Source organism: Chloroflexus sp. (assembly GCF_034432675.1).
Classification (GTDB): Bacteria; Chloroflexota; Chloroflexia; order Chloroflexales; family Chloroflexaceae; genus Chloroflexus.
In genome coordinates, this window is record NZ_DAOUBI010000175.1 from 17,160 (window position 1) to 29,864 (window position 12,705).

A 12,705-nucleotide genomic window follows, 5' to 3' on the forward strand; every position below is an offset into this window, starting at 1 on the left:
GGCGGCAATTCATTGGTGGCACACCCGGCAGTGCACCGACACAGGTTCGATAACCTTAATGGACACATAGTATCAATCAAAAAATGGAATACCTGTTGCGCCGGAAAGTCTCAGCTACAATATGGAGATCGCCCGCGAAGAAGCAGCACACCTCACATGATGCTTCTCGCGTCAAGACTTTGCCCGCAATTCAAGCAAACGACCGCTGGCAAGGTGTTCGAGCCGGTGAATGACCCGATCACCGCCCAACATCAGTTGGGCCAGTGCCTGATGCGGCAATGCTATCACCTCTACCGGCGTAACGGCAACGACACTGGCAACCGGAGGGGTACCACGGAGAAACTCCATCTCGCCAAAAAACTCGGTCGGCCCCAGACGGGCAATCAAACGAGCCGGTCCCCGCGGTCCTTGCGGCGTCTCTTCCTGCCGTAACACGGCTGCCTGACCACGTGCGATCACGTAGAGTTTTCCGCCAGGGCGCCCCTGACGGATGATGACCTGATGTGAATCAACAGTTATCCGTTCGGCCTGCCGGGCCAACTCGCGCAACTGTGCCCGTGACAGGTCACTGAGCAACGGAACTCGTTCGAGTAGACGCATGCGGGCCAATAGTTCAACCCCCTCAGCAGTGTGTGGCGCCGCTTCACGCAACATTCGTTGCAACTCACCTGCCGGTAAATAGAGGAGTTCGCTCTCGATAGTAGCCCGATATTCACACTGCGTCACCTCTGGCCCTTGCAGCTCACCGAAATAGTCGCCACGGTGCAATTCACGCACCCGATCACCATCACGCTCCAGAATCTCGCCCGTCTCAATCACCCAGATGCCATCTGGTGGTTCGCCGGTGCGCAGGATTAGCTCGCCGGCGCCAACCCGTTGTGGTACAAAGGCCGCAGCCAGCGCTTGCAGCTCCTGGTCATCGCAGGTCACGAATAACTCAATCTGGCGCAGTAATCGCATACGCGCCTCACGAGCATCGCCAAAAGCGCGCGAAATATCCTTCGCCCACGGTATATAGGGCAGACAATGGCGATCAAGCGCCTCCCGTTCTGGCCATGGCAACGCATCATACGCTTTTACGAGCGCCCGTCGGGCGAAGGTGCGACCGGCAAGCTGTTCCAGCGTCTTTATCGCATAGCGCAAGACCTCGGCATAACGGGCGCCCTGTACATCGAGGGGTTGCTCCATCACCGCCGAGCTGATCCGTACCTGATCGCAATCAAATGTAATCTCCCAGTTGGCAGTTGCCGCCAGCACATCCATCCGATTGTCTAGTGCAGTCGTGCGCTGAATACCATAATTGTTACGGAGTAACCGGTATAGTCCAACATAGACATGGCGAAAACCATCCTGCAAGCGGACACGTTCACCCAGCGCCGGCTCCAACGGCCAGCTTAACTCATGCAGGCTAATATGACGTAGTGTGACCAGATGTGTTGCCCAGGCTGCTGCCCACAAACCTGCGGCCAAAACCAGCAGGGTCAAGGCTAGTGGTGTATTGCGCCAGCTCGGCAGCAATTCGAGCAAATAGCTGCCAATCTGAACTAGAATACCAAACCAGAGCAGTAACCAGCTCCAGAAGAAGCGGGCATCGCGTAAACTCATCAAGAGTAGTAACAGCAATGCCTGTCCGATCAACCCGCTGTACACCGGAACCGCAGCAATCAATGCCCACCATGGGCTGTATTCCGGGTGCGTCTGGCGAATCAGTTCGGCGGCAAGTGCACCGGCTGGAAAGGCAATGGTAAGCAGTAACGCACTGGCGATCAATTCACCGCTGCGCTGCTGATGCAGATCAACATCAAGGAGAGCGACAAATCCCGCGAATAGCAACAACGCATAGCCCACAACCTCCATTCCTGACCAGAGCCGGACTGCTGACGGTGCGATGAGATAGCCTGCCTGTGCGATCAGTTCAATAACACTTATCAGTAAAAAACTGGCCAGCGCCCGATTGATCCAGGCTCCCTCGTAATCACGTTGTAGATACCACTGCACCACCACTGCGGCTATCCAGAGCGAGGTGAGGAGAACGCCGATCTCCAGACTCAACCCAAAACGTAGTGGGAGAAGACCAACCGCTAGCGCCAGTAAGCCAAACGCACCGGCAAAGATCAAGGGATTACGGGTATAACCACGTCGGTGCAGCCAAGCGGCGGCGGCTCGCACTGCTCCCCAGCCGATTAATCCAACACCGATCAGTAACGGCCCAATGACCAAGACAACGAGGGCGATTGCCAGCAGACGCCCGATCAAACCTCCGGCCCATAGGTTACTGAGCATACCGGCAAACTGTCGCTGCCAGAACAGAATCGCCATCACCACGGCTACCGCCGTGTAAATCGTACTTAACAGACCATAACCGGCAAAAATCCGCTCTTCACGATTCAACGCGACCCCGGAACGCAGCTTCTGCCAGAATGGCCCACCGATAAATGCCAGTGCCCGCTTACGCAGGTTGGGCAGGCGCAAGGCGTCAACCAGGATAAAGTAACCATCAAGTTCGAGCAGTGGATTGAAATTGAAGAGCGCCGTGAGATATGAAGCGGTTGCAATCCGGCGCATCCATACCGCACCGATTGTTTCGGGTGCTAAGACAGCAATAATCGCAGCAACCGAACCGACCAACAGGTCGCATAGCGGCCCGGCCAGCGCCACGAGAATACGGGCATGGCGCGGGGCCAGCCAGATGTCACTGGTATCAACAAAAGCTGCCGGCATCCCGAAGTAGAGCATAATCCCGGCTCGCGATACCTGACGACCGAAATGTTTGACCGTCAGGCCATGGGCGATCTCGTGCAACGTAAGGGTCACAAACAACGCCACACCCAACAACAAAACGTCGAGGGCAAAAGATTCATTGCCGATCAATTCAATCTGCTTACCCGGCAAAAAGTAGCAAAGCAACCCAATCACGCAGATAATACCGAGCAATATCGAAAAAACACCATTGAAGAGCCACCGTCCGCCCCAACGGTAAAGCAATTCAAACACGCTATCAGTATGCGACAGGGTAAACGCATGGCCATGGGTAAAGCGTAAGAGACGTTGACCCCAACCTTCAGCCGTATGCTGTTCGAGGCGAGCGCGTATATGGCGGTAGATGCCAATCGGGCGATCAACGAGAAATCCCTGTGCCCGTAATGTCTCGACCAGTCCGGCAACCGGCAACAACTGCTTGAAGCGTACAAAACCTATCATCGCCAACTGCGCGATGGTTTGCGTTCCATCCATCGCCTGCCAGATTTCACGTTCGGTAGGGCTGAGTCGCAGGTAGTGTCCGCCCGGACTGCGTAACACCGTCACCTGCTGGTCACCCTCGTGGACGGTCTCCTCGATCACACCATCGATGCGCTGCGGTCGGTATTGCACCGGATCAGTGCGCTGGCGGAGAATACTCCATACCCCACCTTCCCCGGCAGGCGTGGAGTGTAGCCGACGTTGCAAACTCTGGTATAACAAACGCCGCTGCGCAGAAGGTGTAGTTATCTGCTCTTCTATGACTGTCCAGAGGCGATGATGCGAATTCAACAATGGTGTCATACAACTGCTCACGATGAGATGTCATCGTCATAAACGAGCAAGAAATATCGCATTCTCATCATAGCAGGTGTGTCCAGGATTACCGACTCCTGAGTTGGTGTGTATGTGGCTGAGAAAACAGGAGCTAGACCATAAGAAATAGGAATAGGCACGCGGAAGTACCGTTTTCCCACCCAATGCTGACGGGATCAATAGCCACGGATTGGGATACAATCTCTCGCCTGAACCAGAACTTATTTCATAAAGCCGTGCTGACGTGCTACTCAACCATCACCTAGACTCATGAACGCTTGCCAATCACCAACCACAGCATATTCTGCTCCCGACACGCCGGTATTGAAGAGAATAACGCAGGCGACCATCTACGATGCCATCGCCTGCCGGATTGATTACCTTGCCCGTTCATCATGCGCGTGTCGCGTCGTATGGAGTGCAGCAGCGTGACAGCTGCACCGGCCGTGCTCACGATCAGGTGCGTGTCACATTGACATCTTGCGCATTCTTGACGCGCAGAAGCAGGCTGCACCGGCTGTGCTCACGATCAGGCGCGTGTCACCTGTTCATCCCGCTGGTCGCAGAGATGCTGTAAGTTCTTGTCATAATCACGTCGTCTGTCAGTAATGAATGAGATACCTTACTATATCGCCAGCGACAATGCTTGACGCTTGATCTGTACGTCGGCTACAATGATGACCCTGACAATTGGAGTTAGCCGCAAGGGAGCACATCATGACCACACATACTGATACGGCACGGTTGCCAACCGATTACATGCCGGGCCCGGTTCCTGGCCCACGAGCGCAGGAGCTGGTGACTCGCGATCACACAGTAATTGCTCCGCTCGGACGGGTGTACCCCCTGGTGATTGACCATGCGCAGGGCTGCGAGGTCTGGGATGTCGATGGCAATCGCTTCCTCGATATGAATGCAGGCATTGCAGTTTTGGCTGCCGGTCATTGCCATCCGCGTCTGATCCAGGTTGCCCAGGAACAGCTTCAACGCTTCACCCACATGGCGGGCACCGACTTCTACAACGAACCAATGGTGCGCACTGCCGAGAAGCTGGTCTCACTGATGCCCGGCGGCAAGGACTGGCAGGTTTTTTTCACGAACAGTGGCACGGAAGCGGTTGAAGCCAGTATTAAACTGGCCCGTTATGTAACCGGTCGCCAGAACATTATTGCCTTTTACGGCGCATTTCACGGTCGCAGCTACGGCAGCCTTTCGCTCACCGCGTCCAAACCACGCCAGCGCCAGGGGTTCTTCCCTCTGCTACCCGGCGTCAGCCATACCTACTATCCCAATTGTTACCGCTGCCCGATCAATCTTCGTTTTCCAGAGTGTGACATTGCCTGTCTTGATCTGATCGAGCGCACGTTGTTCAAGACCACAACCCCCCCGGAAGAAGTTGCCGCCATCATTATCGAGCCGATCCAGGGTGAGGGTGGCTATGTAGTGCCGCCTCCCGGAGCGCTGGCTCGTCTGCGCTCGATCTGTGATCGTTACGGCATTCTGCTCATCGTTGATGAGGTACAGAGTGGTGTGGGTCGTACCGGTAAGATGTGGGCTTTTGAACACGAGGGTATTGTGCCCGATATTGTGGCTTCGGCCAAGGGACTGGGCGGTGGTTTACCGCTGGGTGCCATGATCGCCCGCAGCGAGCTGGCCCGCAAATGGCAACCCGGTTCGCATGGCAATACGTATGGCGGAAATGGTCTGACCTGTGCGGTCGCGTATGAACTGCTCACGATGGTTGAAGAGGAGTTGATGGACAATGCCGCCACGGTTGGTTCCTATCTCCTCGAACAACTGCAAGCCCTTCAGCAGCGATTCCCGCAGATCGGAGCAGTGCGCGGGCGCGGCCTGATGATCGGTGTCGAGTTTGTCGATAGTCAGGGCAATCCCGCCGGTGCGCTGGCCGAGGCAGTGATGGTCGAGAGTTTTCGTAAAGGACTGCTGGTACTCACCTGCGGTGCCTCAACAATCCGCTTCTGCCCACCATTGACCCTGACGAAAGCTCAGGCCGACGAGGCTGTAGCCCGGTTTGCACTGGCAATTGAAGCCTGTCTGACTGCGTAGCCTGGGCAGAAGGAGGGCAACCCGCGGTACAGGTGGGTTGCCCCGTATTCAAAAATAAGCTGGTGGCAACGCCCTCATCCCGGGTTAGATGATGCACATTTTGCGCGACAGCGGTATACTAAGAGTAGAGATGTAGAGCCTATCCCAAAAAGCTACTGGAGCGGGTAAAGTATAGTTATCTGCTGATCAACTGGAAAGACTTGTAGTAAGATCAGTAACACTATTGGTAATAGTTAAAACGATACTGTCAGACACGAGTGACAGGTCTCGCGCATGACCTCACCTGGAACAACAAATCCGCCAGTCATCTTTGGCCGTTATCAGGTCCACGAGGCGCTCGGAGAGACACGCCTCGCGGTAGTGTACAAAGCAACCGATTTGCGGCTTCAGCGACAGGTATTTGTGCATCTGTTACGAAAGTCTCTGCTCGGTAATGAACAGAAGCGGCAGCAGTTTCTCGCTGAAGCGGCCCAAAGTGCCCGCCGATCCCACCCCGTCTTTCTGGAAGTGTTCGACAGCGGTGAAAGCAATGGTCGCCCCTTCCTGATTACCGAAGCCGCCGAAGGCCGTCCACTGTACGGAATTGGCGCCTTAAGCGTTGCCCAGGCTCTTAGCATTGTGCGCCAGGTGGCCGATGCTATTGCGCTCTGTCAGCGCCAACGTTCAGCCGAACTCCCGCTGGGATTGTATCATCCCCCCATTAGCAGCGCGAACCTGTTACTTGTCGGTGATAATCAGGTCAAACTTGTCGAGAGCTGGCTCCTTGCACCTGCCCTGGTACCCGCCGATCTGGCCTACTATCGGGCACCCGAATTAAGCACCGGTCAGACAGCCCAGCCGGCAAGTGTGGTCTATGCATTGGGCATCTTACTCTTTGAACTGATTACCGGCCAGCGACCGATCCGCGGTGAGGATGCTAAAACAACTGCACTGGCCCACCTCACGCAATCGGTTCCTTCGTTGTCACAGGTACGCCCGACAATGCACATACCTTCACTTGACGATCTTATTGCCCAGACGACCGCTCGCGAACCGGGGCAACGCTTCGCAGATGCCCAGGTGTTTGGCTCTGCTATCAACAATCTCTGGCATCAGTTGACCGTGCCTACGCGCCGACTCGCAGTGAACCGACCAGAGGTGGCACAGGTTGCATTGCCGGTACCAGAACGAACAGCAGCGCCGGTCGGCAGTACCAACCATGCTCGCACACCGGCCCCTTCGCGCTCGCAAGACCTGCGTGAGCGCTTCAGTCAGGCTATAACCGCTGCCTTCGACATTGATCAATTTCGCCGCCAGGATCGGCGGCGCAGCCTGACCGGCTGGCTTATCATGATATTGCTGTTACTCGCCGTTGCCTTTGGATCGTATTGGGCAGTAACCTGGGCCTTTGATCGCTTGAATCTAAGTGCACCACGCCTGCCGGAATTACCCGCATGGCAGTGGCCCGATCTGAACCTTGCCGACCAAAACACCCCGGAACTATACGTCGTAAATATCAACGAAGGCTTAAATTTACGTTCTGCACCAGATACTCGACCGGAGACAATCATGATGGTTGTCCCCAACGGCACGGTCGTGCGCAAGCTGGAAGGCCCGGTGATGGCCGATAATATTCCATGGTTAAAAGTGCAGTTTGAACTCAACGGCCAGGTGATTGAAGGCTGGATGTCAATGAACTATCTGCGTCGACAGCAGTAAAGTTTCAGCAGCATTGAAGCATAGTTTAATCATGGTATGATAGGAGGCGGTGTGGAGCAGGAAGCGGAGAAGCGCGAATTGCTCGGTGAACGGGTAAAAATTCGTCCATGGCGACGAGCCGACACATTGATGCAAGAGCGCTGGCCGCGTTATAGTGAACCGTTCAGTTCCTTGTGGAATATCCCGCGTCCATACCAGGCTGATCGCGATGATCAGTTTTGGACAGGTGCAACTGAGGCGTGGGCCATTGAGTTGAGGTCAGGAACATTGATCGGTCGCTTATCGTTACGTGAAATTGATCGCCAACGTCAGTCGGCACGGTTAGGTATTTCCCTGGCCCAGCCGTATGTCGGTCAGGGTTTCGGTGGGGAAGCACTGCGCCTCTTCCTGGCCTACTACTTTGGCTCGCTTGGTTACCAGCGTATGGTTCTCGATGTGGCGGCTTTCAATCGACGGGCAGTGCGCTGCTATCAGCGATTGGGTTTTGTTGGTTTAGGCAGCGAATGGCGCCATGTTGGTAATGAGCCTGTGTTACGCTTGTTAGATGAAGAACAGTATCAACACTTGCGCCCTTATTTTCGGCGCAATCGCTTCGATGCACAGGTTGAGTTTTACGAGATGGAATTAACCCGCGAGGCGTGGCTAGCCGCTGGTGGTGCGCTTATTTAAGAGGGAATCATGTCACTCATCGCCGGAAATCTTGCAATCGTCCAACGTTTACTCGACGGCGATCAGATAGCCTGGGCAGTTATCGGTGGAGCAGCAGCTCATGTGTATGGTGACCGCCGTCCTCTGAATGACGTAGATATTTTAGTGCAACGACAGGCATTATCGCGGATCGTCAATCTATTGCAGCAATCCCATAAAGCGGTGCAATCTGATGGTTCGCGCGTGATCTGGCGTGGTATCAAGGTCTTTGAGGACCTTAGCGTGCAGCGATCCGGAACCAGTCATCCATTCTGGCTTGACGATCTCATGCAGGAACGACGGCGTCGTGTGCCACTCCTCGGTGCCCAGGTATTTCTGGCTGCGCCCGAAGATATTGTGGCCCACAAATTGTTATTACAGCGTGGGCCTGAACAGGGTAAGCACGATACGCAGGATGCGGCTGGGATCATCCGGCGTCACCAGCTTAATATAGATTATCTGATTATGCGTCTCCAACGCATGAACGCACTCAATATCGTTCGCCCCCGTCTCCTCGATTTCGGGATTACCATACCGTAGCATCGAGATGTCAGCTCAAACGAGAAGAGGCGATATGGCGTAACCATACCGCCTCTTCGCCTTTATCAAGGGTGTACTTAGTTCCTGTTCAACCCCAAATAAAGAAACGGCAAAAGCACTACCTTCACCGTTTCTTCCTCTACACAGTTACTTCGATAAGCTTGTATCAATTGACCTGACAGTGCGCACAACGGCCAAAGAGCTGCAAGAGATGACCCTCCACGCTAAAGCCAGTTTCAGCCGCAACCCGATTCAGCAAATTATCGAGATCGCACCCTTCAAAGCTGGTGACCGCACCGCACCTGGTACAGACCAGGTGGTGAAGATGACCAGGATGGCAAGGTACATACCCCTCTTCGCCGACCGGCCCGTGAATACGGGCCAACCAGCCACTGGCGTGAAGTTGTTCAATGGTGCGATAAACAGTTGCCCGGCCAGGAGTTTCACTGTGTGTACACAGATCGGCGTAAAGCTGTTCGGCGCTGAAAGGAGCACGGTATGACGCAATCGTTTCAATCACCCGCATGCGAGGAAGCGTAATGCGCAAACCGGTACGCTGCCATGCTGCTCGAACACTATTGAGCCAGGCCTGTGTATCAAGCGACGGTTGGGGTGATGAGGAAGCATTTGTGGTCATAGTGCTTTGCATCCAGGTGCGACGCTCTCAGCAAGTGCGTCACACCACTGTGGTTAGCGCGTATACGATGGACATAGGGCGGCCCTTGCGGCCGCCCCAACAGGCGTTACACCACGGTGCGTTAGCGCGTATGCGATGGAGCAACCGGCAAGAGGGCCAGGTGACGTGCTCGCTTAATCGCAACCGCCAGACGGCGCTGCATCTTAGCCGAGACGCCGGTACGGCGACGGGGGAGAATCTTGCCTTGCGCCGTCAGGTACTTCTGCAAGCGCTTGACATCCTTGTAGTCCGGGAAGATACCCAGCTTGGTGAATTCACACACGCGGCGGCGCGAACGAGGCCGACCTGAAGCTCGCGAACGACTCATTGATTATTTCTCTCCTTATATCTTTCGACCCGACATATTTGTTTTAAGCCGCTTTCCAGTATACCATATCTTGACCGATCAGTGCGCAGAGACGCAGGCTACTACCTAAACCATTAGTCTGGGGCGCTGCGTATGCCATTCGGTCAGACGTTGATAGGCATCACCCACCCGCAGCAGCGTAGCCTCATCGAAGGGTCGTCCGATCAGTTGCAGTCCTACCGGCAATCCCTCACTGAAACCGCATGGTACGACCAACGCCGGCACACCGGCCAGGTTGATCGGCAACGTACAGACATCGCTCAGATACATTGCTAGCGGATCATTCATCTTCTGACCAATCGGAAAGGCAACGGTTGGCGAGGTCGGGGCTGCCAGCAGGTCTACCTGTGTGAACACCTGATCAAAGTCGCGCTTGATTAACGTGCGTACCTGCTGAGCACGCCGATAATAGGCATCGTAATACCCCGCAGAGAGAGCATACGTGCCGAGCATAATGCGACGCCGGACTTCGGGGCCAAATCCCTGACCACGGGTCTGTTCGATCTGCTCCCACATCGTTTCACCCTCGGCCCGGAAGCCGTAGCGCACGCCATCGAATCGGGCCAGGTTGGCACTGGCTTCGGCAGGGGCAATGATGTAATAGGTGGGCAACGCATATTTGGTATGTGGCAGTGAGACATCGATCAGGATCGCTCCCAGATCGCGCAACACCTCGATAGCAGTACGGGTAGCCGACTCGACACCAGGCTCCATCCCTTCAACAAAATATTCACGGGGAATACCGATCCGCAACCCGCGAATGTCACCAGTCAGAGCTGTGGTGTAATCGGGAGTGTCAATGGGAGCACTGGTACCATCACGTGGATCATGGCCGGCAATGACGTTGAGCAGTACCGCCAGATCGGCAACTGTCCAGGCCATTGGCCCGATTTGATCGAGTGACGATCCATAGGCAATGAGACCGTAACGACTAACCCGGCCATACGTCGGCTTGAGACCGCTGATCCCACAGAGCGCAGCCGGTTGGCGAATCGAGCCGCCAGTATCGGTCCCCAGGGTTGCCGGCACCTGCCCGGCAGCGACTGCTGCCGCACTACCACCACTACTCCCGCCTGGAACTCTGGTTGGGTCCCACGGGTTAGTGGTAATCTGATAGGCACTATTCTCGGTACTCGAACCCATAGCAAACTCATCACAGTTGAGTTTACCAACCAGAACGGCCCCCGCCGCAACAAGGCGCTCGATCACTGTGGCATTGTACGGGGGGCGAAAACCGGCCAGAATCCGTGAGCCGGCAGTCGTCGGAACCCCATCGGTGCAGATGACATCTTTGATCGCGATTGGAATGCCGTCGAGCGGCCCGAGTGAGCGTCCTTGTTGCCGCCGCTCATCGGCAGCCCGTGCCGCAGCCAGGGCTGCATCTGGTGTGAGATGAAGAAAGGTGCGGATTGTCGGTTCAGTAGCGTTGATCCGGACCAGACAGGCTTCAGTAAGTTCCACCGCCGTGATGTCGCCGGCAGCGAGTGCTGCTTGTGCAGCAGTGACGGTGAGATTGTGTAGTTCAGTCATATCGCCTCCAGTGGAGTCGTGGCGCATAGTCGATCTATTGTACCAGACTTCGCCCAGGCAGCGAGAGGGGCTATCAGATCGCCGAACAGGACGATCTGCGAGAAGAGGTTCTTATATCGAAACCGTTAGTTAGTAGGGGCGACACATGCGTCGCCCCTACAGCCTCGGCAATGTTTCAACACGAAGAACACACCTGAACAATACACCGCTGGAATCCAGTACGGGCACGGCATGCCGTGTCCGTACGGTCCACGTAGACGACAACTAACCGACTCGCCGGTGGCATACTTGGCAATGCCTCAGCACGAGGATCACACCTGAACGATGCACATTGTTGAGTAAGATTTGGCACTATTCATACAACAATGCGTTCCTAGCGTCTCATCTACTGCTCCGCCTGACTGAAGGAGACACGGCTTACCTGGCCGAGTGTAGTCGAGACGTGATCGCCCCATCAATCATCTTCTGTTCGGTCAATTAAGGGTTCCTTCTTCAACATAACGAGTTAGCTCACTGACGCTCAGATTTGCGATACCGAGCTTTTCAAGCGTGCGCCCACGCCGTCGGTAATCAGTACGATGGATGATACACGCCAGACGAATGATACTATCAATACCGGGAACGGCAACACTGTAGCGCTGCCCGAGTGCGGCAATCGGTACCAGGCTCATCGGAACATCCTCAAAGATATACCGATGATGCAGGGTTGGCGGCGCTTTGATACCGTAATACCCCGGTTGGTTCTGGATCGCTTCGTACAGCGAATCACCGGCTGCGTTGTACGCCATGAGCAACCATTCCTGAGCGGTGCGGGCACGGATACCGAGCGCCGCAGCCACTGTGACGCGCTCGCGGTCAAGTACCTCAAGCACACGAGCAACCGATGGGGTGACACCGTCGATGTAGAATTGAGAATCACCACGGGTTGCTTCGATCCGACCGGCATTGAGTAGGGTCAATGCCGGGTGAAAGATTGCGCCCATATTGTTCAGGCCGGTCCGCAACACATTCCCGCCATCGATATATTGGGGGAACGCATCACGTAACACACCCAACACATCACCGGTGCGATTTGCCGGAAGCGCAGCTAACGGCACTGCCTCCTTAATCCGAAAAATGCGTGCCTGCGCTGGGCCATCTGAGCGGCTGGCATAGATAAACGTTTCCGCCTCGGCAATGGTGACATCTGCTCGACACCGTTCATCACGCAGCACTTTGGCTACTTCAATCGCCCCGCACGTGCGTCCGGGATGGAGAATGATGATCTACCCATCATGTAGATACGGTGCCATAACCCGGGCTACTTCTGCATGCGCCGATGAGGGAATCACGACCATGGCCACATCGCAGTGTTCCAATGCCTCCCGCATGTCTGATGTCACGTGCGCAAGCTGCCCAAATCCGTGGGGGCCGGTTTCTCCCGCCTCCAGTTCAATGCCACGACGTTGACGAATTGCTTCCACATGAGCTGGAGTGCGATTGTATAGGGTGGTCTCGAATCCCATCAGAGCAAGATGGGCAGCCATCGCCTTCCCACCATTGCCTGCACCGATCACAGTGTAACGGATTGAGGGTGCCATAGGTG

At 55.4% G+C, this 12,705-nt stretch carries 8 protein-coding genes and 1 pseudogene; 4 read left to right on the forward strand and 5 right to left on the reverse strand.

The annotated features are described in order from the left end of the window. Positions 1-171: 171 nt before the first annotated feature. A complete protein-coding gene (locus VAE55_RS12895) occupies positions 172-3,543 on the reverse strand; it encodes a cyclic nucleotide-binding domain-containing protein (protein ID WP_322816179.1) in 3,372 nt (1,123 codons plus the stop codon). Between the two features lie 729 nt (positions 3,544-4,272). Here VAE55_RS12895 and VAE55_RS12900 point away from each other — a divergent pair. From VAE55_RS12900 to VAE55_RS12915, 4 genes are all read left to right on the forward strand, one after another. Further along, on the forward strand, positions 4,273-5,622 hold the full coding sequence (locus VAE55_RS12900) for an acetyl ornithine aminotransferase family protein (RefSeq protein WP_322816180.1): 1,350 nt from the start codon (positions 4,273-4,275) through the stop codon (positions 5,620-5,622). Between the two features lie 273 nt (positions 5,623-5,895). Beyond that, positions 5,896-7,320, forward strand: a complete 1,425-nt coding sequence (locus VAE55_RS12905) for a serine/threonine protein kinase (RefSeq protein ID WP_322816181.1) — start codon at positions 5,896-5,898, stop codon at positions 7,318-7,320. 51 nt (positions 7,321-7,371) lie between these two features. Next, entirely contained in the window at positions 7,372-7,989 is a 618-nt protein-coding gene (locus VAE55_RS12910; protein WP_015909109.1) for a GNAT family N-acetyltransferase, read from the forward strand. A gap of 9 nt (positions 7,990-7,998) precedes the next feature. Continuing rightward, positions 7,999-8,547, forward strand: coding sequence for a hypothetical protein (locus tag VAE55_RS12915; protein ID WP_322816182.1), 549 nt, complete (start codon positions 7,999-8,001; stop codon positions 8,545-8,547). Positions 8,548-8,713: 166 nt separating this feature from the next. Here VAE55_RS12915 and VAE55_RS12920 read toward each other — a convergent pair whose 3' ends face one another. The 4 genes and pseudogenes from VAE55_RS12920 to VAE55_RS12935 all read right to left on the reverse strand — a co-directional run bounded on the left by VAE55_RS12920 (position 8,714) and on the right by VAE55_RS12935 (position 12,700). Next, positions 8,714-9,184, reverse strand: coding sequence for a transcriptional repressor (locus tag VAE55_RS12920; protein ID WP_322816183.1), 471 nt, complete (start codon positions 9,182-9,184; stop codon positions 8,714-8,716). A gap of 121 nt (positions 9,185-9,305) precedes the next feature. After that, positions 9,306-9,551 (reverse strand): 30S ribosomal protein S18, encoded by a 246-nt coding sequence (gene rpsR / locus VAE55_RS12925; RefSeq protein ID WP_322816184.1) that lies wholly within the window; start codon positions 9,549-9,551, stop codon positions 9,306-9,308. A gap of 105 nt (positions 9,552-9,656) precedes the next feature. Next, on the reverse strand, positions 9,657-11,120 hold the full coding sequence (gene gatA / locus VAE55_RS12930) for an Asp-tRNA(Asn)/Glu-tRNA(Gln) amidotransferase subunit GatA (protein WP_322816185.1): 1,464 nt from the start codon (positions 11,118-11,120) through the stop codon (positions 9,657-9,659). Positions 11,121-11,593: 473 nt separating this feature from the next. Next, positions 11,594-12,700 (reverse strand): annotated as a pseudogene (locus VAE55_RS12935) (NAD/NADP octopine/nopaline dehydrogenase family protein). Positions 12,701-12,705 lie beyond the last annotated feature (5 nt).